The following is a 20,050-nucleotide window of genomic DNA, read 5'->3' on the forward strand; positions in this document are numbered from 1 at the left end:
GGACGCGTCGCGGAATTTTTTTCATCCACAATGATCCAACGCCCGCAAAGGTTTAATGCCTTGGTCCGTTGCACCACAGAATGCAAAAATCAGGAGCTCTTCATGTTCACCAAGCGTCGTTTGATTATTGTCGCTACTGCCGTGGCCTTGTTGTCTGGCTGCGCCTCGCCTAACCCTTACGACAATCAGGGTCAGGCCGACGGTGGCTCCACGGGCATGAGTAAAACCGCCAAATACGGCGGCCTCGGCGCTCTGGCCGGTGCGTTGGCCGGTGCCGCCATCGGTCACGACAACCGTGGCAAGGGCGCGCTGATTGGCGCCGCGGTGGTCGGTGCTTCCGCCGCCGGTTACGGGTATTACGCCGACCAGCAGGAGAAGAAGCTGCGCGCCAGCATGGCCAACACCGGGGTAGAGGTGCAGCGCCAGGGCGATCAGATCAAACTGATCATGCCGGGCAACATCACCTTCGCTACCGATTCGGCGAACATCGCGTCGAGTTTCTACCAGCCGCTGAACAATCTGGCAGGCTCGCTCAAGGAGTTCAGTCAGAACCAGATCGAGATCGTCGGTTTCACCGACAGCACCGGCAGCCGCCAGCACAACATGGACCTGTCCCAGCGTCGTGCCCAGAGCGTGGCGACCTACCTGACGTCGCAAGGCGTGAGCGGTGCCAACCTGTCGGCTCGCGGTGCCGGGCCGGATAACCCGATTGCCAGCAACGGCGACGTCAATGGCCGGGCGCAGAACCGTCGGGTCGAGGTCAACCTGAAGGCGATTCCGGGCCAGCAGTATCAGCAACCGACTCAGCAGTACCAGTAACAGCCTGACTGAACCCCAGGCGTAAAAAAGCCCGCCCGATCCTCAACAGATCGGGCGGGTTTTTTTGTATCGCGCGAAACCTGATTACTTTTTCAGGCCGTAATGCTCATCGAGCATGCCCGGCGCGTTCGGGGCTTTGGGGGCGTAATCACGAGGCGGCTCCTGATTGCGCGGCGGCGTCAGACGTTCCCGTGGGGCCACTGACGCATCGGCGTGCAGGGAGGCCAGCAAGCGTTGACGAGTCTGCTCGTCCAGGGCCAGGCGGTTGGCACCCTCGGCGAGATGATCCTGCACTTCCTGATAGCTCTGAGTCAGCTTCTTGACCAGGGTTGCAGTGCTGTTGAAGTGGGTGACCACCTCGTTCTGATAACTGTCGAAACGTTCCTGAACGTCATCCAGCTGACGTTGTGTGCTGCTGGGAGCGGCATTCGGCACCAGGCGAGCGATCAGGAATCCAATGGCGACACCCACAACCAGGGCAAGAGTCGGCAACAACCAAACTAAGAGCGAGTGTTCCACGAGTCCTTCCTCTATAAACGGCTTTGCTTTACGTTAACGGCTCGAACCTGCGCTGTATACCGCGATTCACTCGCAATAGATTGGCACAGACAATTTGCTAGACGAGTCGACCCGATTCGAGGTCACGGAGTTCCTTCCTTGCTTATGCGCGAAACCCCTGTAGTGATTGATGGCCCGGTCGGCCAGTTGGAAGCCCTGTACTTAAATAACGAGAGCCTGGACAACGACCAGCCCCGCGGCCTGGCGCTGATCTGCCACCCAAACCCGGTGCAGGGCGGCACCATGCTCAACAAAGTCGTCTCGACCTTGCAGCGCACCGCGCGCGATGCCGGTTTTATTACTGTGCGCTTCAATTATCGCGGCGTCGGTGCCAGCGAAGGCACCCACGATATGGGCACGGGTGAAGTGGACGATGCTCAAGCGGTCGCCGAATGGCTGCGGGCCAAACATCCAGATTTGCCGCTGACACTGTTCGGTTTCTCCTTCGGCGGTTTTGTTGCCGCAAGTCTCGGTGGACGCCTGGAAGCCAAGGGCGAACAACTCAAGCATTTGTTCATGGTGGCGCCAGCGGTCATGCGCCTGGGTGATCAGGATCAACTGCCGCAGCAAGGCGAGTTGACCCTGATCCAGCCGGAAACCGACGAAGTCATCGATCCGCAAGCTGTCTACGACTGGTCCGACCAACTCGAGCGCCCCCATGAGCTGCTGAAAGTGGCAGAATGCGGACACTTTTTTCATGGCAAGCTGACCGATCTCAAGGATCTGATCCTGCCGCGTCTTTCGAATTGATTGCAGTCTGACAAGCGATTACCCATGACGACTCGTACCCGTATCCTCACCGGCATCACCACCACCGGCACGCCGCACCTGGGCAACTACGCCGGCGCCATCCGCCCGGCGATCGTGGCCAGCCGTGACAGCAATGCCGATTCGTTCTACTTCCTGGCCGACTACCACGCCCTGATCAAATGCGATGACCCGCTGCGCATCCAGCGCTCGCGTCTGGAAATCGCCGCGACCTGGCTGGCCGGTGGCCTGGACGTGGACCGCGTGACTTTCTATCGCCAGTCCGACATCCCGGAAATTCCCGAGCTGACCTGGTTGCTGACCTGCGTCGCCGCCAAGGGCCTGCTCAACCGTGCCCACGCCTACAAGGCGTCGGTGGACAAGAACGTTGAAACCGGCGAAGACCCGGACGCCGGTATCACCATGGGCTTGTACAGCTACCCGGTGCTGATGGCGGCGGACATTCTGATGTTCAACGCCCATAAGGTGCCGGTCGGTCGTGACCAGATCCAGCACGTGGAAATGGCCCGTGACATCGGCCAGCGCTTCAACCACTTGTTCGGCCAGGGCAAAGAATTCTTCACCATGCCCGAGGCACTGATCGAAGAAAGCGTCGCGACGCTGCCAGGCCTCGACGGTCGAAAGATGTCGAAGAGCTACGACAACACCATTCCGTTGTTCAGCAGCGCCAAGGAAATGAAGGACGCGATTTCGCGAATCGTTACTGACTCCCGCGCGCCGGGCGAGGCGAAAGATCCGGACAATTCGCACCTGTTCACCCTGTTCCAGGCATTCGCCACGGGGGCGCAGGCCGACGAATTCCGCAGCGAACTGCTGCAGGGTCTGGGTTGGGGCGAGGCGAAGAATCGTCTGTTCCAGCTGCTGGACAACGAATTGGGTGAGTCCCGCGAGCGATATCACCAGCTGATTGAACGCCCGGCAGACCTGGAAGACATGCTGCAAATCGGCGCCCAAAAGGCTCGCTCGGTGGCGACACCGTTCCTACACGAACTGCGTGAAGCGGTTGGCTTGCGCTCTTTCGTCGCTCAGACCCAAGTCGCGGCCACCACCAAGAAGAAAACCGCGAAAGCCGCGCGTTTTGTCAGCTTCCGCGAAGAAGACAGCAGTTTCCGTTTCCGTCTGCTGGCGGCCGATGGCGAGCAGCTGCTGTTGTCGCGCAACTTCGCCGACGGCAAAACCGCAGGTCAAGTGACCAAGCAGTTGCAATCGGGTCAGCCGTTGGATGTGCGCAGTGAAGACCGCAGTTTCAGCGTCTGGCTGGAAGGCGAGTGCGTGGCCGACAGCCCGACGTTTGCTGACGACACCGCTCGCGACGTCGCCATCGACACCTTGCGGGTTGCCCTGACGCCGGTTCAGGAATAATCAACGGCTCGGTCCGACCAAGGGCCGATTGCCATTCCCACGGGCCATCGCTACAGTGACGGCCCGTTTTTGTTGCCTTGCTAACGAATTATGACGCCCCTAGAACGATATCAAGCTGATCTGAAACGCCCGGAATTCTTCCATGACGCTTCGCAGGAAACTGCGGTGCGTCATTTGCAGCGCCTATACGACGATCTGGTCGCGGCCTCGCACAGCAAACCGGGTCTGTTCGGCAAACTGTTTGGCAAGAAAGACGCAACGCCGGTCAAGGGTCTGTACTTCTGGGGTGGCGTCGGTCGCGGCAAGACCTATCTGGTCGACACTTTCTTCGAAGCGCTGCCGTTCAAGGAAAAGGTCCGCACTCACTTCCACCGCTTCATGAAGCGCGTGCACGAAGAGATGAAGACCCTCAGCGGCGAAAAAAACCCGCTGACCATCATTGCCAAGCGCTTCTCCGACGAAGCCCGGGTGATTTGTTTCGATGAGTTCTTCGTGTCCGATATCACCGACGCGATGATCCTCGGCACGCTGATGGAAGAGTTGTTCAAGAACGGCGTGACCCTGGTCGCGACCTCGAACATCGTGCCGGACGGTCTGTACAAGGACGGCTTGCAACGTGCGCGCTTCCTGCCGGCCATTGCGCTGATCAAGCAGAACACCGACATCGTCAATGTCGACAGCGGCGTCGATTATCGTCTGCGCCACCTTGAACAAGCGGAGCTGTTTCACTTCCCGCTCGACGATGAATCCCACGAAAGTTTGCGCAAGAGCTTCCGCGCCCTGACGCCGGAATGCACGGCAGCCATCGAAAACGACGTGCTGATGATCGAGAACCGCGAAATCCGTGCCCTGCGCACCTGCGATGACGTGGCCTGGTTCGACTTCCGCGAACTCTGCGATGGCCCGCGCAGCCAGAACGATTACATCGAGCTGGGCAAGATCTTCCACGCCGTGTTGCTCAGCGGTGTCGAGCAGATGAGCGTCACCACCGACGACATCGCCCGACGCTTTATCAACATGGTCGACGAGTTCTACGACCGCAACGTGAAGCTGATCATTTCCGCTGAAGTCGAGCTCAAGGATCTGTACACCGGCGGTCGCCTGAACTTTGAGTTCCAGCGCACCCTCAGCCGTCTGTTGGAAATGCAGTCTCACGAATTCCTGTCCCGGGCGCACCGGCCGTAGGATATTTTGAAAAATGAAAAAGGGCCTGCATTGCAGGCCCTTTTTTTGGGTGCGCTGTGTGTCAGTTTTGAACGAGAAAGCGTGCCAGTTCATCTTGTCGCTGGCAGCCGACGAGCAGCCACAGCAGGATTCGGGCTTTGCGTGGACAGAGAAATCCAGCCATCAATGCACCTTTGCTGATCAGGTCCATCTCGCTGCCAGTAAATCCGTAGGTCGATTGAGCCGTGGAGCCGGAACCTGTCCGGGTCGCAACGATGACAGGGATTTTTCTGGCGATGGTTTCAATGACTTCCACCCAGCTCGCGCCAACGTGTCCTGCACCGAAACCCGCAATCACCAGCCCGTCGTAACCCAGTTCGAGGATGTTCTCGATTAACAGGGTATCGGCGCAAAGCGACGCTTCCAGCAGGGCAATCTTCTGTGTGGTCAGCTGTGGCAACGGCAGGATCCTGCGCCGGCCTGGCAGGCGCAGATAGTTGACGGTGTTTTCCATCAGCATGCCGGCAGGACCAACGACGGGGGAGGAAAACGCCTGCAATGCCAATGAGTCGGTTTTGCGGACGGCGTTCGCTGAATGAATCTGTCCGTTCATCACCACGTGAACGCCTCGTTGACGGCTGCTTTCAGCCAGTGCAACCCGGCAAGCATCCAGCAGATTCGCCGGACCATCGGCCCCTGCCTGGGCTGCCGAACGCATGGCGCCGGTCAGGACCAATGGCTCGTCGTGGTCCCACAAATAGTCAAAAAATGTGGCGGTTTCCTCGAGGGTGTCCGTGCCTTGAGTGATGACAACACCCACCGCACCTTGCCTGATTTGAAACTTCGCCCAGGAAAGGACGCTCAGCAAAAAGTCGAAATCCAGCGAGGCACTGGGCAACAGTCCGAGCGTTTCTACGGTGACCCGTGCCAAGGTCGCCAACTCTGGCACCGAGGCCAGCAGGGTTTCGCCGCTGACGGTCGGGATTACCCCTTCGCCGGCGTTCCTGGCTTGCATGCTCACGGTGCCGCCGAGCGCCGCGATGGCCAGTTTGGGCAGGTCCATGTGATACCTCATTTGCGTGTGATGAAAAGTGGCTGTATCCGGATTTGAGACCGTGATACAGCCCAATCGCGACGTTCGTCAGCGGGCTACCAGCAGTCCGACAAACGGAATGATCAGCAACGTACTGATGGCCATGGCCAGTACATTGCCGATGAAGCCGTGCATGTCGGCCGGTAACCGCTTGGCAATCGCGCACGCCAGCGGTGGCGCAATCAGTGCTCCCAACAGTGCACTTGAGGCGATAACCTGCCAACTGCCACCGTACGTCAGAACGGCCGCCGGCACGACTGACACCAACGGAACATAGGTGGGATACCAGCCGCGCAATATCCATTGCCGACGCCAGATCACTACCCCTAACGCCGAGGTCAACGCCTGCGCGGCGATCAGTTGGGGCAGCAAGCCCGTACCATACACCGGGCTTGTCGGGTTCAAGGTGTAAGCCAGCAAGGCGCCCGCGATCAAGCCGAGACTGGCCCATTCATTGCCGAAGAACGGCGCTTCCGAAAAATCGGCCAGCACCCGGCGTAGACTCCATACGACGCCATAGTCCGGCGTCTTGGTGATGACGGGTGCGGACACAGGGGCGGGCGGCTCCTTGAGTGGGTCGGACTTCACCAGGCTCGGCAGGTAACGGCAGAGCAGAAAAGCGCCGACGCTGGCGACTGCCATTCCCGTGACGTTGCCGATTACAGCTGGCAATCCGAGGGGATTGCAGACGTAATTGACGATCAACAAGCACATCGGCGTGACGAACACGGTGCCCATGATTGCGCCATTGATCGTGACCTTCCAGCCGCCGCCAAACATCAGCACCATCGCCGCTGGCAACGAAACAAAGGCGGCAAACGTGGGTTGCCAGCTATTGGCCGTCACCGTCCAGCCCCACAGAAGGTTGCTCAGCAACAGGCCAAGCAACGAGCTGGTGACGAGCCACGGCCATAATCCGCTGCCGTAGCAAATGGTAAAACCTTGCCAGGCTTTTCCCGTTCGATTCGCCCAGTAGGCCAAATAAGCGCCTGCAAGCAGCCCGATCGAAGCGAACTCATGTTTGTAGAACGCCACCTCGCTGATGTCTCCCAAAACCCAACGCAGCCAGGCGCTCGGCTCCGGGAGGCTCGATACCATGTGACTGTAGTCTGGCCAATGGGCTGACCAGGATGCCCGGTAGGTGAATGAAAGCCAGATGATCAACAGTGCCGTGCCGAGCATCAGCCAGATGATCGCCGTATCCAGCGGTGACCTGGCGGCAAGCCGGTTTTGCGGTTTTTCGTTTGCAGTTTCCATCACTCATCCCCCCTATCAGCGCGGCAGACAAGGGTGCTGGGTGTAACCGAGCATTTGATCGTAGAGATCGGCTCGACGATCTCGATGCAAATCGTTCAAGTTGTTCCAGATCGGCGCGCTGCGCGAGCTGGTCAGGTCGATGTCGGCAAACAGGATCTCCTGCTTGTCCGCTGAAGCCACCTGGCCAATCGGCCAACCGTTGGTGCCCGCGATCAGCGAACAACCCAGGTAACGTGCACCTCGCTCTTCGCCGATCCGGCTCGCCGCCGCAATAAACACATTGTTGACGTGAGCCGCCGTCATCGTCAGGTACGACGCCATGCACTTGCCGGCGTCATCGAACAGGGGCGGCGGGGTCCAGACCCAGTTGTTCAGACTGCAAATAATGTCGGCGCCTTGCTGGCTCAAAATGCGCGGGACTTCCGGGAACCAGATATCCCAGCAGATCAACAACCCTATGCGACCGATGGGGGTGTCGAAAACCGGGAAGCCTAGATCGCCCGGCGTGAACCACAATTTTTCCAGACTCCATAAATGTGCTTTTCGGTACTTGCCGATGAAGCCGTCAGGCCCGACAAGAACGCCGGTGTTGAACAGCTGCATGCCGTCGCGCTCCGTCAAACCGGCGACCAGATAAACCTTGTGTTGGCGGGCAAAGTCCATCCAACTCTGCACGCTCGGCCCGCTGGGAACGGCCTCCGAATGCTCGAACGCATCCTGCCGGGTTTCGAAGAAGTAACCTGTGCTTGAAAGCTCAGGCAGGACGATGAGATTCGCACCGTCATTTGCCGCTTCCAATGCTAATTCCAGGCTGTTGCGCAGATTTGTTTCGCGATTTTGTATGCCGACTTGTGGATCGAATTGCACGACTGCTACACGAACAGGGCTTGTTGGATCGCTCATTGTCGATGACCTCTTTTTTATTGTTGTTCACGCTGTTTAATTGCGTGTTTATGAGAGTCGAATCGGCGAGAGCGCGTAAGTCAGCTAATTCCGTTTAGGGTGTAGTCCGTATCCCAAGATGATTGCGCGAGGCGCTTGACAGGAGGGTCGCCAAAGTAAAGCCAATGCACGTCGTGCATGGCTCCAGGGCAAGGAAGTTGATCAGGTCCTGACGTTATAGTGCGGATAGTCGCTCATGGAAAAACCGCCATGGAAGGCTGCCCCGGTTTTGTTGCAGATATGAATGACCGCATCGACGGCGCCCCGAAAGCACGGCTCGGTCCAGCCAGCATCGACTGAAAACGACTCCCCGGAAAAATGGAGACCTGAAACATGCGCGAAGTCCCGGTTGTACTTCATCAGGCTGACGGCGTCGTAGTAGGTGCCGGGTCGGTATAACTTTGCACAACCCAGCGCATTTTTATCGGTGATCCAACGTTGGACCACGGCTTGATCCAAGCCAATGTAGGGAGTGATTTTCTCCTGGATATTGGCGGAATGCATAAGGATCCGGTCCAGCTCTTTGGCACACTTGTTCACCAGTTCCTTGTCGGTGAAAGAGGCCAGTTTGGTGGCGTCATCCTCCCATGTGTAACTTAAAAGGATGCAGTCATAACTGTAGTTATCGTTGTAGCGGTAGGTGTAGACGTCGTGAATGAAGCTGTCAGTGACGATGGCTTGCGGGATTTTGCTGTTCTTCGAAAGAAAGGATTTTTTTAACGGTGCGAAGACTTTGCAACTGGTTTCCCAGTGCGCGGTTTTATAGGCATTGATCGTCTCGAATGGCAGCATCTGTGGTGTGAAGTTTTCAAGTTTGATGCGAGTTTCGATCAGCCAGGAGGGAAGGGTCATGATGACCGAATCAAAGTCATCGTAGTGCTCCTGGATTTGCTCGGGTTGGCTATGTTTCGAGTTGTAGTAGACGCGTGTTTTCTGGTTCGTCAGTTTTTTAAGTTTTGTAACGGATGAGTCCATGAGCAATCCGTTGTTTCTTTCCTGGCAGTGTTCGTAGAAGGACTTTCCGGTTTCGTCGGTTTTCATGAACAGCAGGCATTCGTCCAGCGCTGCGAGTCCGATGTAGCGTGGCCTGTCGAAACTCTGCCCGCTTGAGTCAAAAACGGCTTCGTTGTGCAGGCAGGGTGAATCCAGCGGATCGCCCGTTGAGTCGACCCGACCATGGATCAATTGCAATTGGCTGCTGAATCCAAAAATGGCAGTGCGCAGGGGATAAAGGGAGCAGACATCGTAAAAGGCCCCCCAGCTACCGTCGCCGATGCCTATGGCATAGAAGATCGCGGACTCCTGCGCGGACATTCCCATTCCGCCAAAGTCCCCCGGTGAGCGTTCATCCCAAGCTTGCAGGGCGGGCATGCTGACCAGGTCGCGAAACGAAACGCTCTCGTATTTTTCGACGATAGCGGCCCACATGGCTTCCCATTCCTGACGGGCGTAAACCTCTGCGACGTGCCGGGTCATGCGATCGGCAAAGGCCTTCCACTTTGCATAAACCTTTTGCAGTTCTTCACCGGGAGGTGGTGTCTGCCCATCTTCATTTTTCCAGATCAACATCTGCGGAGCCGGTCCGTCGCCCATGCTGCCCTCTCGTAGATAGATCCCGGTCGAAGTGACCCATTGGCTTCCGGGATTGGCAAAATCTGAGAACGCCAGGTCGAACGCCTTGGCGTAGTAAGCCATCAGCGACCGGCCCTCTGTCGGTGACTCGTCCGCCCGGTTGAAGAAGGGCATGCGCATGGCCCCCATTTCAAACGGTGTATGACTCATCGCCGAGCTCGGGCTTCCAGGGACAGTCAGGTGCCTGCCGCCTATGCGTCTGGATTGTTCTATGAGGGTGATATGGGTGAACCCGCAACGATAAAGTTCTCTGGCGGCAGTCAGTCCGGTGACGCCGGCGCCAATAATGCAAATTTTATGTTGTGGGTCAGTTGCCTTGGCGATGCCGTTTTCCTGTTCAACCAATGCTCGATAGTCGAAGCACAAATCTGGCGGGTTGGGGAAACGGGCCTTCCACTTGTTTTCCGCCGAGCGTTTTGGGCGAGCGGCATCCTTCGTGGCACAGGAGGGGTAGTTGTAGCTTGATCCGATAGTCACTGTTGATCGTCCCTGATGGTGTTTTCAGGGACGATGTTGAGGTTCTGAACGCGCAGCGTATAGGAGACAAGCAAGGCTCGCAGATACTCTTTATTCGTTTTTTAGCGTGGGAAAAGATCAGCAGGGCTCCGGCTAAGGATCCCTGCGGTATTGGGCTACGCCGCTTGCTGAAACTGCTGCCGATACTGGTTCGGCGACAATTCGGTGTGCTGGCGAAACAACCGCGCGAAGAAGCTCGCATCGTCGTAACCGACTTCATAGCTGATGGTTTTGATGCTCTTGCGGCTGCCGGACAGCAAGCCCTTGGCCGTCTCGATACGCAGTCGTTGCAGGTAATGCAGCGGCTTGTCGCCGGTGGCGGTCTGGAAGCGCCGCATGAAATTGCGGATGCTCATGCCGTGTTCGCGAGCCACGTCTTCGAAGCGGAATTTGTCGGCGAAGTGTTCTTCGAGCCAGTGCTGGATCTGCAGGATGATCACGTCCTGGTGCAGCTTCTGGCCGCCGAAACCGATGCGTCCCGGCGAGTAGCTGCGCTGCACTTCATAGAGAATGTCCCGCGCCACGGCTTGGGACACGTTGGCGCCGCAAAAGCGTTCGATCAGGTAGATGTAAAGGTCGCAGGCCGAGGTGGTGCCGCCAGCGCAATACAGGTTGTCGGCGTCGGTCAGGTGCTTGTCCTGATTGAGCTGAACCCGTGGGAAGCGTTCGGCAAACGCATTGAAGAAGCGCCAGTAAGTGGTCGCTTCCTTGCCATCGAGCAGCCCGGCCTCGGCCAGCCAGAACACCCCGGTGGCTTCGCCGCAGAGCACGGCGCCGCGAGCATGTTGCTGGCGCAACCAAGGCAGGACCTGTGGATAACGTTGGCAAAGGGTGTCGAAATCGTCCCAGAAGGCTGGAAGGACAATGATGTCGGCGTTTTCCAGGCCGCCGTCCACCGCCATGATCACGTCACTGAAGCTGTTCACCGGTTTGCCGTCGGGGCTGACCAGGCGGGTTTCGAACGCCGGCGTCAGGCCGTGGCCCAGTTGTTTGCCGTAACGCAGGCTGGCCAGGTGGAAGAAATCCTTGGCTTGCATGAGGGTGGAGGCGAAAACCCGGTCGATAGCCAGGATGCTGACGCGCCGCAAGGGCGTGGAGACTTGGTTAGACATAATTCAACTTTATTCTTATAGGGGAAAGTGGTCACCAGACGGCTGGATCGTCTTATTTTTTGTCGGATGTGTCCAGTGTCCTGTATCGGATACAAGGCTAGTCTCTGAAGGTCAATTCCGGCTAACAACAACGACAGGTGCCGCATGATCCCCAGAACATTGTTCAGTTCCGAGCACGAACTTTTTCGCGACAGCGTGCGAACGTTCCTCGAAAAAGAGGCCGTGCCGTTCCATGGACAATGGGAAAAACAAGGCTATATCGACCGTAAACTCTGGAACAAGGCAGGGGAGGCGGGAATGTTGTGCTCGCATCTGCCGGAAGAATACGGCGGGCTGGGGGCGGACTTTCTCTACAGCGCGGTGGTCATCGAAGAGATAGGCCGTCTCGGTCTGACCGGTATCGGTTTTTCCCTGCATTCGGACATCGTCGCGCCATACATCCTGCATTACGGCAGTGAAGCGCTGAAACACAAATACCTGCCGAAGCTGGTGTCCGGAGAGATGGTCACCGCGATTGCCATGACCGAACCGGGTGCCGGTTCCGACCTGCAAGGGGTGAAAACTACCGCCGTGCTGGAGGGTGATGAGTACGTGATCAACGGTTCGAAGACCTTCATCACCAACGGCTTTCTGGCTGACCTGGTGATTGTCGTGGCGAAGACCGATCCGAAGGCCGGCGCCAAGGGCACCAGTCTGTTTCTGGTGGAAGCGAACACGCCTGGCTTCGCCAAGGGCAAGCGCCTGGAAAAAGTCGGCATGAAAGCCCAGGACACGTCGGAGCTGTTCTTCCAGGACGTGCGTGTGCCGAAGGAAAACCTGCTGGGTCAGGCCGGGATGGGGTTCGCCTACCTGATGCAGGAGTTGCCGCAGGAGCGTCTCACCGTTGCCATTGGCGGGCTGGCTTCGGCTGAAGCTGCGCTGCAATGGACGCTCGACTACACCCGTGAACGCAAGGCCTTCGGCAAGGCGATCGCTGACTTCCAGAACACCCGCTTCAAACTGGCCGAGATGGCAACCGAGATTCAGATCGGTCGGGTCTTTGTCGATCGTTGTCTGGAGCTGCACCTGCAAGGCAAGCTCGACGTGCCGACAGCGGCGATGGCCAAGTATTGGGGCACAGACTTGCAATGCAAGGTGCTCGACGAGTGCGTGCAGTTGCATGGCGGTTACGGGTTCATGTGGGAATACCCGATCGCCCGGGCGTGGGCGGATGCGCGGGTGCAGCGGATCTATGCCGGCACCAACGAAATCATGAAGGAGATTATTGCGCGGTCGCTGTAATGCAGCGTGATCGTTAGACCGCCTTCGCGAGCAGGCTCGCTCCCACAGGTTAAGTAATCTCCTGTGGGAGCGAGCCTGCTCGCGAATGGCTCTAGAAATCGATCAAGGTGCCGGGTTCGGGTGATCCTTGTGGATCGCCTCAATCCCCGCCAGCACTTCATCGGACAGCTTCAAGTCGAAGCTGGCAATGTTGCTGTCCAATTGCTCCATTGTCGTGGCGCCAATGATGTTGCTGGTCACAAACGGCTGCTGAGTGACAAACGCCAACGCCATTTGCGCCGGGTCCAGGCCGTGTTCACGCGCCAGTGCGACATAACGGCTGCACGCTGCTTCCGACTGCGGGTTGAAATAGCGGCTGAAGCGGCTGTAGAGGCTCAGGCGACCTTTAGGTGGACGCGCGCCACCTTCGTACTTGCCCGACAGGAAGCCGAACGCCAGCGGCGAATAGGCGAGCAGGCCGCACTGTTCGCGGATGGCGATTTCCGCCAGACCGACTTCGAAGCTGCGATTGAGCAGGTTGTACGGGTTCTGGATCGACACCGCGCGTGGCCAGCCACGGGCTTCTGCCAGGGCGAGGAAGCGCATGGTGCCCCACGGCGTCTCGTTGGACAGGCCGATGTGGCGGATTTTGCCGGCCTTGACCTGTTCGTCCAGCGCTTCGAGGGTGTCCTCCAGTGGCGTGAGGTTGGCTTCGATCTTGTGTTTGTAGCCGAGCTGACCGAAGAAATTGGTGCTGCGCTCCGGCCAGTGCAGCTGGTAGAGGTCGATGTAATCGGTCTGCAAGCGCTTGAGGCTGGCGTCCACGGCTTCGGTGATGTGCTGGCGGTTGTGCCGCAGGTTTTTGTCGCGAATGTAGTCGATGGTGTTGCCGGGGCCGGCGATCTTGCTCGCCAGGATCCAGTCGGCCCGATCGCCGCGACTTTTGAAGTAATTGCCGATGTAGCGTTCGGTGGTGGCGTAGGTTTCGGCTTTGGGTGGCACCGGGTACATCTCGGCGGTATCGATGAAATTGATCCCGGCGCTCTTGGCCCGTTCAATCTGGGCGAAGGCTTCAGCCTCGCTGTTTTGCTCGCCCCAGGTCATGGTGCCGAGGCAGATTGCACTCACGTTCAGATTGGTTCGGCCTAGCTGGCGATAGTCCATCGGGTGCTCCCTTGGCAAAACAATCATAAAAGCAGGTTGAATTATTTTTCGCAATCTGCATAATTGCGCACCTCTTTCTGCAGTGGAAGTGATGCGCCGCCGCCGAAGAATCTTGCCGTTGAACGGACGCGCCGACCCGAGCCCCCGAAAGCGTCTGTATCCGGCTGCCTTTGACTTGTCAAAGTACGCACTATTCAGTAAGATCCGCCGTCTAATTTACAGGGCGGCCCCTGAGGCTATAAAGAATGAAAACTTTTACTGCTAAACCGGAAACAGTACAGCGCGACTGGTTTGTCGTCGACGCTGCAGGTCAGACCCTGGGTCGTCTGGCCACCGAAATCGCGAGCCGTCTGCGTGGCAAGCATAAAGCTGAGTACACGCCTCACGTTGACACCGGCGATTACATCGTCGTTATCAATGCCGAGCAGATTCGTGTAACCGGTGCTAAAACCACCGACAAAATCTACTACTCCCACTCCGGTTTTCCGGGCGGCATCAAGTCGATCAACTTCGAAAAGCTGATCGCTAAAGCCCCTGAGCGCGTGATCGAGACCGCGGTCAAAGGCATGCTGCCTAAGAACCCGCTGGGTCGCGACATGTATCGTAAGCTGAAAGTCTATGCGGGCGCTGTACACCCTCATACTGCTCAGCAGCCCCAAGAACTGAAGTTTTAACGGAATAGTTCATTATGTCGGCGACTCAAAATTACGGCACTGGCCGTCGCAAGACCGCAACCGCACGCGTTTTCCTGCGTCCGGGCACTGGTAACATCTCCATCAACAACCGCACCCTGGAAAATTTCTTCGGCCGCGAAACTGCCCGCATGGTAGTTCGTCAGCCGCTGGAACTGACTGAGACTGTCGAGAAATTCGACATCTACGTCACCGTGATCGGTGGTGGTGTAAGTGGTCAAGCTGGCGCAATCCGCCACGGTATCACTCGCGCACTGATGCAGTACGACGAAACCCTGCGTGGCGCTCTGCGCAAAGCTGGCTTCGTTACTCGCGATGCTCGTGAAGTTGAACGTAAGAAAGTTGGTCTGCGTAAAGCGCGTAAGCGTCCGCAGTACTCGAAGCGTTAATTCGCTTTCGCGTTCAAAAAGAACGCCCAGTTTCCTCGCGAAGCTGGGCGTTTTTTTATGGGCGCGATTTACCAGGGAATTGCTCTGTGACAACTTGCCACAGCCGTAGAAGCCCTATACTGCAAGGCTTGGCAGTGGAGCCCCTCGGTAATTACCTTGTCAGAATTGGGGCTTTTCATTACCATTCGGCAAAATTTTTATAAGTTCAGATTTTTACTTAGTAGACGCCTGATTTAACAGGCCACAAAGCTGATGGGAGAGGACTGAATGAGCAATGACGGCGTGAATGCAGGCCGGCGTCGCTTCTTGGTAGCAGCCACATCCGTGGTGGGTGCTGCAGGAGCGGTGGGGGCTGCGGTCCCGTTCGTGGGGTCATGGTTTCCCAGTGCCAAGGCGAAAGCCGCAGGTGCACCGGTGAAGGTGAATGTCAGCAAAATCGAGCCAGGCCAGCAGATGATTGCTGAGTGGCGCGGTCAGCCGGTGTTCATTGTCCGCCGTACCGAGGAAATCCTGGGGAATCTGAAAAAGATCGAGGGCCAGCTATCTGACCCGACCTCCAAGAACTCGACACAACCGACTTATGTCGACCCGGAAACGCGTTCGATCAAGCCAGAGGTTCTGCTGCTGATCGGTATCTGCACACACCTGGGTTGCTCGCCGACCTTCCGTCCAGAAGTGGCGCCTGCGGATCTGGGCAAGGACTGGGTAGGTGGTTATTTCTGCCCTTGCCACGGTTCCCACTACGATCTGGCTGGTCGCGTCTACAAGTCGCAACCTGCGCCTTTGAACCTGCCAGTTCCCCCGCATTCCTATGAGACCGATGACGTCATTGTCATTGGCGTCGATACGGAGAAAGCGTGATGAGCAAGTTCATGGATTGGGTTGATGCGCGCTTTCCCGCGACCAAAATGTGGGAAGACCATCTCAGCAAGTACTACGCTCCGAAAAACTTCAACTTCTTCTATTTCTTTGGCTCCCTTGCGCTGCTCGTTCTGGTCAACCAGATCGTTACCGGTGTCTGGCTGACCATGAGCTACACCCCGTCGGCGGAAGAGGCGTTTGCTTCCGTCGAATACATCATGCGCGACGTCGAGTACGGCTCGATCCTGCGTCTGCTGCACGCGGTCGGCGCTTCGATGTTCTTCATCGTGGTTTATCTGCACATGTTCCGTGGCTTGCTCTACGGTTCGTACCAGAAGCCGCGTGAGCTGGTGTGGGTCTTCGGCATGCTGATTTACCTGGCGCTGATGGCGGAAGCCTTTATGGGTTACCTGCTGCCGTGGGGGCAGATGTCCTACTGGGGCGCCCAGGTGATCATCTCGCTGTTCGGTGCGATCCCGGTCATCGGCAACGACCTGACTCAGTGGATCCGTGGTGATTACCTGATTTCCGGTATTACCCTGAACCGCTTCTTCGCCTTGCACGTTGTTGCCTTGCCGATCGTGATCCTCGGTCTGGTGGTGCTGCACGTTCTGGCGCTGCACGAAGTCGGTTCGAACAACCCGGACGGCGTGGACATCAAGAAATACAAAGACGAAAACGGCGTACCGCTGGACGGCATTGCCTTCCACCCGTACTACACCGTGAAAGATATCGTCGGCGTGGTGGTGTTCCTGTTCATCTTCTGCTCGATCGTGTTCTTCTTCCCGGAAATGGGCGGCTACTTCCTCGAGAAGCCGAACTTTGAAGTGGCGAACGCCTTCAAGACGCCAGAGCACATCGCCCCGGTCTGGTACTTCACGCCGTTCTACGCGATTTTGCGGGCGGTTCCGGACAAGCTTCTGGGCGTTATCGCCATGGGGGCGGCCATCGCGGTGCTGTTCGTCCTGCCATGGCTGGACCGCAGCCCGGTCAAGTCGATGCGCTACAAAGGCTGGCTGAGCAAAATCTGGCTGGTGGTGTTCTGCGTTTCGTTCGTGATCCTCGGCATTCTGGGTGTTCTGGCCCCGACGCCAGGCCGTACGCTGCTGTCGCAGGTATGTACCTTCCTGTACTTCGCCTACTTCATTCTGATGCCTTTCTACACCAGGCTCGAGAAGACCAAACCGGTTCCGGAAAGGGTGACTGGCTGATGAAAAAGCTATTTGCTGTACTGATTCTTGCTGCGATGCCTGTACTGTCCTTTGCGTCTGCATCTGGTGGTCCGGAGATGGAAAAAGTCGACATCGACGTTTCCGATAAAGCTGCCATGCAGGACGGCGCACGTACCTTCGCCAACTACTGCATGGGCTGCCACAGCGCCAAGTTCCAGCGCTACGAGCGTGTCGCCGATGATCTGGGCATTCCGCACGACCTGATGCTCTCGAAGCTGGTGTTCACCGGCGCCAAGATCGGCGACCACATGAGCATCGGCATGCAACCGGCTGACGCCAAAACCTGGTTCGGTGCGGCACCGCCCGACCTGACCCTGGTCGCCCGCGTTCGCGGCACTGACTGGCTCTACGGTTACCTGAAGTCCTTCTACGAAGACCCGTCGCGTCCTTGGGGCGTGAACAACAAGGTGTTCCCGAACGTCGGGATGCCTAACGTTCTGGTCGGCCTGCAGGGGCGTCAGGTGGTAGGCTGTAAACAAGTTCAAATCGTCGAAGACGGCAAGAAGCAATACGATCCGCTGACCGGTACGGCTTTGACTCATGAAGCCTGCGACCAGCTGACCATACTGCCGAAAACCGGCACGCTGAACGAAGAGCAGTTCGACGAGAAGGTCAAGAATCTGGTGACCTTCCTGGCCTACTCGGCCAACCCGGTGAAGCTGCAGCATCAGCGCATCGGTACCTATGTGTTGCTGTACCTGGCGTTCTTCTTCGTATTCGCTTACTTGCTCAAGCGTGAATACTGGAAAGACGTCCATTGATAAAGCTGTAAGCAATTGCTGTTAATCGCGCGCGCCCAAGGGCGTCTCTGAAGGTGTAACGAGCCTGGTGAACCAGGCGTTACGGGAGGCGCCCTCTGGGCGCGCGCGTTTTTCCGCTTCCGATAATTTCAACAAGCGAGGAGGACCGCCATGGGCGTGACCAATCGGTTGGCCTGTTACTCCGACCCCGCCGACCACTATTCCCACCGAGTACGTATCGTACTTGCAGAGAAGGGTGTCAGCGCCGAGATCATTTACGTGGAAGCTGGTCGCCAGCCGCCTAAACTGATTGAAGTGAACCCTTACGGCAGCCTGCCTACCCTGGTCGATCGCGACCTGGCGTTGTGGGAGTCGACCGTGGTGATGGAATATCTGGATGAGCGTTACCCGCACCCGCCGTTACTGCCGGTTTATCCTGTGGCGCGTGCCAACAGCCGTCTGCTGATTCATCGTATTCAGCGTGACTGGTGTGGTCTGGTGGATCTGATCCTGGATTCGAAGACCAAGGAAGCAGCCCGTGTTGTGGCTCGTAAAGAGCTGCGCGAAAGCCTGACCGGCGTATCGCCGTTGTTTGCCGACAAGCCGTTTTTCCTCAGTGAGGAACAAAGTCTGGTGGATTGCTGCCTATTACCAATACTCTGGCGATTGCCGATTTTGGGTATAGAACTGCCGCGGCCTGCCAAGCCGCTGCTTGATTACATGGAGCGCTCGTTTGCGCGTGAGGCTTTCCAGGCGAGTCTGTCTGGTGTCGAACGCGATATGCGCTAAGGCTTAAGGAGCCGCTATGAACTCCAGTCGACCTTATCTGGTCCGCGCGCTCTACGAGTGGATTGTGGACAACGATTGCACCCCGCACATGCTGGTCAATTCTGAGTATCCGTCGGTGCAGGTGCCTCAGGGTTTTGCCAGTGACGGACAGATTGTCTTGAACGTATCGCCGGCAGCCGTGCGTCATCTGCACATGGACAACGAAGCGGTCAGCTTCGAGGGGCGCTTCGGTGGCGTGCCGCACACCCTGTACGTGCCTATCGCATCGATCCTGGGCATTTACGCTCGGGAGAACGGTCAGGGCATGGTGTTCGATCTTGAATCGCCTGGGGAAGACGAGGAAGAGATCGAGCCGGAGGACGATATTCCGCCACCCGACAGCGAGCCGCCGCGTCCCAGCGGTCGACCCAGTTTGAAAGTGGTGAAGTAATAAAAAAGGCGATCCGGATGGATCGCCTTTTTTGTGCCTGCGGTTTGCGTGTCAGTCGATGTATTCAAACAGCTTCACGATCTTCTGCACGCCGGAAACGCCTTGCACCAGGTTGGTGGCCTGAGCCGCCTCCTGCTTGGTCAGCAGGCCCAGCAGGTAGACGATGCCGTTCTCGGTGACGACCTTGATGCGCGAACCCGGGATGTTCGGGTCAGTGAGCATTTGGGTCTTGATCTTGGAAGTCAGCCAGGTGTCGTTCTGGCGGGCAAGGAAGCCGGAGGGTGGCAGGACCTGCAGTTCGTTATGGACCGTCTTCACGCGCTGAACAGCCGCAGCGGCTTGTTCGGCCTTGGCCTTGAGGTCTGCGCGCGGGGTTTGCCCGGCGAGCAGTACGACACCGTTGAAGCTGGTGACAACGATGTGCGAGTCGTTGTCCAGGGCTGGATCGGCCTTGGCGATGTTCACGCCGACCTTGGTGTCGATCAGCGAGTCGTCGATCTTGCTGCCGAAGGTGCGGGTGCCGCGGTCATCTTCAATCGGCGCTTCACGGCTGGCGTTAACCACCGAGGTGCAGCCGCTGATACCGAGGCACAGGGTCAAGGCCAGAAGGCCTAGGCGATTAGGGGTCATTCTTCACTCCCGAACAGTTGGCTGTCGATCAAATCGCAAAGGCAATGGATCGCCAGCAGGTGGACTTCCTGAATACGTGCAGTGACGTTGGCCGGTACGCGAATCTCGACGTCCTCGGGCAATAGCAGCGACGCCATGCCGCCGCCGTCGCGCCCCGTCAATGCTACGACAATCATTTCGCGATCATGTGCGGACTGGATCGCTTGAATAATGTTCGCCGAGTTGCCGCTGGTGGAAATCGCCAGCAATACGTCACCCGGCTGGCCGAGGGCACGGATCTGTTTGGAGAAAATTTCGTTGTAGCTGTAGTCGTTGGCAATCGAGGTGATCGTCGAGCTGTCGGTGGTCAATGCGATGGCTGGCAGGCTCGGACGTTCGCGCTCGAAGCGATTGAGCAACTCGGACGAGAAGTGCTGGGCGTCACCGGCGGAACCGCCGTTGCCGCAGGACAGCATTTTGCCTTCGTTGAGCAGGGCGTTGACCATCACCTGGCTGGCTTGCTCGATGTGCGGTGCAAGTACGTCCATCGCCATTTGCTTGGTGTCGATACTGGCCTGAAAAAGCTGGCGAATTCGGGATTGCATGTCCATCTGTGTGACCTTAATTAGCGCGGCTACTCGGCACATGAATGTGCAGCCCG

21 protein-coding genes are annotated in these 20,050 nt (G+C 57.7%); 12 read left to right on the forward strand and 9 right to left on the reverse strand.

Annotation, left to right across the window (positions count from 1 at the left end):
• Positions 1-102: 102 nt before the first annotated feature.
• On the forward strand, positions 103-819 hold the full coding sequence (locus tag QK293_RS16775) for an OmpA family protein (protein ID WP_282378948.1): 717 nt from the start codon (positions 103-105) through the stop codon (positions 817-819).
• An 84-nt stretch (positions 820-903) separates the two neighbouring features.
• Here the strand turns inward: QK293_RS16775 and QK293_RS16780 are convergent, their stop codons facing one another.
• Positions 904-1,338, reverse strand: a complete 435-nt coding sequence (locus tag QK293_RS16780) for a DUF1043 family protein (RefSeq protein ID WP_282378951.1) — start codon at positions 1,336-1,338, stop codon at positions 904-906.
• Between the two features lie 144 nt (positions 1,339-1,482).
• Between QK293_RS16780 and QK293_RS16785 the strand changes: the two genes are divergently transcribed.
• The 3 genes from QK293_RS16785 to zapE all read left to right on the forward strand — a co-directional run bounded on the left by QK293_RS16785 (position 1,483) and on the right by zapE (position 4,692).
• Positions 1,483-2,127 carry an alpha/beta fold hydrolase gene (locus tag QK293_RS16785; RefSeq protein ID WP_282378954.1) on the forward strand — a complete coding sequence of 215 codons (645 nt, stop codon included), beginning with the start codon at positions 1,483-1,485 and terminating at the stop codon, positions 2,125-2,127.
• Between the two features lie 24 nt (positions 2,128-2,151).
• Positions 2,152-3,507 carry a tryptophan--tRNA ligase gene (locus tag QK293_RS16790; protein ID WP_282378958.1) on the forward strand — a complete coding sequence of 452 codons (1,356 nt, stop codon included), beginning with the start codon at positions 2,152-2,154 and terminating at the stop codon, positions 3,505-3,507.
• 90 nt (positions 3,508-3,597) lie between these two features.
• Positions 3,598-4,692: a cell division protein ZapE gene (zapE, locus tag QK293_RS16795; RefSeq protein WP_282378960.1), complete on the forward strand. Its 1,095-nt coding sequence runs from the start codon at positions 3,598-3,600 to the stop codon at positions 4,690-4,692.
• Between the two features lie 61 nt (positions 4,693-4,753).
• Here the strand turns inward: zapE and QK293_RS16800 are convergent, their stop codons facing one another.
• The 5 genes from QK293_RS16800 to QK293_RS16820 all read right to left on the reverse strand — a co-directional run bounded on the left by QK293_RS16800 (position 4,754) and on the right by QK293_RS16820 (position 11,124).
• Positions 4,754-5,734 carry an asparaginase gene (locus tag QK293_RS16800; protein WP_282378963.1) on the reverse strand — a complete coding sequence of 327 codons (981 nt, stop codon included), beginning with the start codon at positions 5,732-5,734 and terminating at the stop codon, positions 4,754-4,756.
• 78 nt (positions 5,735-5,812) lie between these two features.
• The gene (locus QK293_RS16805; protein ID WP_282378965.1) at positions 5,813-7,021 is read right to left on the reverse strand and encodes a hypothetical protein; all 1,209 of its coding nucleotides are present in this window, start codon (positions 7,019-7,021) and stop codon (positions 5,813-5,815) included.
• 15 nt (positions 7,022-7,036) lie between these two features.
• On the reverse strand, positions 7,037-7,924 hold the full coding sequence (locus tag QK293_RS16810; RefSeq protein ID WP_282378966.1) for a nitrilase family protein: 888 nt from the start codon (positions 7,922-7,924) through the stop codon (positions 7,037-7,039).
• Between the two features lie 201 nt (positions 7,925-8,125).
• Positions 8,126-10,072, reverse strand: a complete 1,947-nt coding sequence (locus tag QK293_RS16815) for an FAD-dependent oxidoreductase (protein ID WP_282378967.1) — start codon at positions 10,070-10,072, stop codon at positions 8,126-8,128.
• A 155-nt stretch (positions 10,073-10,227) separates the two neighbouring features.
• Positions 10,228-11,124 (reverse strand): GlxA family transcriptional regulator, encoded by an 897-nt coding sequence (locus QK293_RS16820; RefSeq protein ID WP_282379066.1) that lies wholly within the window; start codon positions 11,122-11,124, stop codon positions 10,228-10,230.
• A gap of 243 nt (positions 11,125-11,367) precedes the next feature.
• Between QK293_RS16820 and QK293_RS16825 the strand changes: the two genes are divergently transcribed.
• Complete coding sequence (locus QK293_RS16825; RefSeq protein WP_282378968.1) at positions 11,368-12,504, forward strand: acyl-CoA dehydrogenase family protein; 1,137 nt, start codon at positions 11,368-11,370, stop codon at positions 12,502-12,504.
• A 102-nt stretch (positions 12,505-12,606) separates the two neighbouring features.
• Here the strand turns inward: QK293_RS16825 and QK293_RS16830 are convergent, their stop codons facing one another.
• Positions 12,607-13,647, reverse strand: a complete 1,041-nt coding sequence (locus QK293_RS16830) for an NADP(H)-dependent aldo-keto reductase (RefSeq protein WP_282378969.1) — start codon at positions 13,645-13,647, stop codon at positions 12,607-12,609.
• A gap of 245 nt (positions 13,648-13,892) precedes the next feature.
• Here QK293_RS16830 and rplM point away from each other — a divergent pair, with 245 nt between their 5' ends.
• The 7 genes from rplM (at position 13,893) to QK293_RS16865 (ending at position 18,780) form a co-directional block, all read left to right on the forward strand.
• Positions 13,893-14,321 carry a 50S ribosomal protein L13 gene (gene rplM / locus QK293_RS16835; RefSeq protein WP_007905295.1) on the forward strand — a complete coding sequence of 143 codons (429 nt, stop codon included), beginning with the start codon at positions 13,893-13,895 and terminating at the stop codon, positions 14,319-14,321.
• A gap of 14 nt (positions 14,322-14,335) precedes the next feature.
• Complete coding sequence (gene rpsI / locus QK293_RS16840; RefSeq protein WP_003216038.1) at positions 14,336-14,728, forward strand: 30S ribosomal protein S9; 393 nt, start codon at positions 14,336-14,338, stop codon at positions 14,726-14,728.
• Positions 14,729-14,995: 267 nt separating this feature from the next.
• Positions 14,996-15,589 carry a ubiquinol-cytochrome c reductase iron-sulfur subunit gene (gene petA, locus QK293_RS16845; RefSeq protein ID WP_038981621.1) on the forward strand — a complete coding sequence of 198 codons (594 nt, stop codon included), beginning with the start codon at positions 14,996-14,998 and terminating at the stop codon, positions 15,587-15,589.
• On the forward strand, positions 15,589-16,800 hold the full coding sequence (locus QK293_RS16850; RefSeq protein WP_282378980.1) for a cytochrome bc complex cytochrome b subunit: 1,212 nt from the start codon (positions 15,589-15,591) through the stop codon (positions 16,798-16,800). The genes petA and QK293_RS16850 overlap by 1 nt, the downstream gene beginning before the upstream one ends.
• Entirely contained in the window at positions 16,800-17,582 is a 783-nt protein-coding gene (locus QK293_RS16855; protein WP_282378983.1) for a cytochrome c1, read from the forward strand. Before QK293_RS16850 ends, QK293_RS16855 begins: the two co-directional genes overlap by 1 nt.
• 150 nt (positions 17,583-17,732) lie before the next feature.
• Entirely contained in the window at positions 17,733-18,350 is a 618-nt protein-coding gene (locus QK293_RS16860; protein WP_027922678.1) for a glutathione S-transferase N-terminal domain-containing protein, read from the forward strand.
• A 16-nt stretch (positions 18,351-18,366) separates the two neighbouring features.
• Positions 18,367-18,780 (forward strand): ClpXP protease specificity-enhancing factor, encoded by a 414-nt coding sequence (locus tag QK293_RS16865; protein ID WP_282378988.1) that lies wholly within the window; start codon positions 18,367-18,369, stop codon positions 18,778-18,780.
• Between the two features lie 51 nt (positions 18,781-18,831).
• On the opposite strand, the gene QK293_RS16870 is transcribed toward QK293_RS16865, so the two are convergent.
• Together QK293_RS16870 and QK293_RS16875 are read right to left on the reverse strand one after the other, a co-directional pair.
• Positions 18,832-19,410, reverse strand: coding sequence for a BON domain-containing protein (locus tag QK293_RS16870; RefSeq protein WP_008147477.1), 579 nt, complete (start codon positions 19,408-19,410; stop codon positions 18,832-18,834).
• Positions 19,407-20,000, reverse strand: coding sequence for a phosphoheptose isomerase (locus QK293_RS16875; RefSeq protein WP_282378992.1), 594 nt, complete (start codon positions 19,998-20,000; stop codon positions 19,407-19,409). The genes QK293_RS16870 and QK293_RS16875 overlap by 4 nt, the downstream gene beginning before the upstream one ends.
• Between the last annotated feature and the right edge of the window lie 50 nt (positions 20,001-20,050).

It is taken from the genome of Pseudomonas sp. AL03 (assembly GCF_029960815.1).
Lineage (GTDB): Bacteria > Pseudomonadota > Gammaproteobacteria > Pseudomonadales > Pseudomonadaceae > Aquipseudomonas.

Bases quoted from the DNA above. Each gene is read 5' to 3' on its own strand.
- QK293_RS16855 (WP_282378983.1), top strand. From the start codon at position 16,800: ATGAAAAAGCTATTTGCTGTACTGATTCTTGCTGCGATGCCTGTACTG.
- QK293_RS16865 (WP_282378988.1), top strand. From the start codon at position 18,367: ATGAACTCCAGTCGACCTTATCTGGTCCGCGCGCTCTACGAGTGGATT.
- QK293_RS16800 (WP_282378963.1), bottom strand. From the start codon at position 5,734: ATGGACCTGCCCAAACTGGCCATCGCGGCGCTCGGCGGCACCGTGAGC.
- QK293_RS16850 (WP_282378980.1), top strand. From the start codon at position 15,589: ATGAGCAAGTTCATGGATTGGGTTGATGCGCGCTTTCCCGCGACCAAA.
- rpsI (WP_003216038.1), top strand. From the start codon at position 14,336: ATGTCGGCGACTCAAAATTACGGCACTGGCCGTCGCAAGACCGCAACC.
- zapE (WP_282378960.1), top strand. From the start codon at position 3,598: ATGACGCCCCTAGAACGATATCAAGCTGATCTGAAACGCCCGGAATTC.
- QK293_RS16860 (WP_027922678.1), top strand. From the start codon at position 17,733: ATGGGCGTGACCAATCGGTTGGCCTGTTACTCCGACCCCGCCGACCAC.
- QK293_RS16825 (WP_282378968.1), top strand. From the start codon at position 11,368: ATGATCCCCAGAACATTGTTCAGTTCCGAGCACGAACTTTTTCGCGAC.
- QK293_RS16810 (WP_282378966.1), bottom strand. From the start codon at position 7,924: ATGAGCGATCCAACAAGCCCTGTTCGTGTAGCAGTCGTGCAATTCGAT.
- QK293_RS16790 (WP_282378958.1), top strand. From the start codon at position 2,152: ATGACGACTCGTACCCGTATCCTCACCGGCATCACCACCACCGGCACG.
- rplM (WP_007905295.1), top strand. From the start codon at position 13,893: ATGAAAACTTTTACTGCTAAACCGGAAACAGTACAGCGCGACTGGTTT.
- QK293_RS16785 (WP_282378954.1), top strand. From the start codon at position 1,483: ATGCGCGAAACCCCTGTAGTGATTGATGGCCCGGTCGGCCAGTTGGAA.
- QK293_RS16870 (WP_008147477.1), bottom strand. From the start codon at position 19,410: ATGACCCCTAATCGCCTAGGCCTTCTGGCCTTGACCCTGTGCCTCGGT.
- QK293_RS16875 (WP_282378992.1), bottom strand. From the start codon at position 20,000: ATGGACATGCAATCCCGAATTCGCCAGCTTTTTCAGGCCAGTATCGAC.
- QK293_RS16830 (WP_282378969.1), bottom strand. From the start codon at position 13,647: ATGGACTATCGCCAGCTAGGCCGAACCAATCTGAACGTGAGTGCAATC.
- petA (WP_038981621.1), top strand. From the start codon at position 14,996: ATGAGCAATGACGGCGTGAATGCAGGCCGGCGTCGCTTCTTGGTAGCA.
- QK293_RS16805 (WP_282378965.1), bottom strand. From the start codon at position 7,021: ATGGAAACTGCAAACGAAAAACCGCAAAACCGGCTTGCCGCCAGGTCA.
- QK293_RS16775 (WP_282378948.1), top strand. From the start codon at position 103: ATGTTCACCAAGCGTCGTTTGATTATTGTCGCTACTGCCGTGGCCTTG.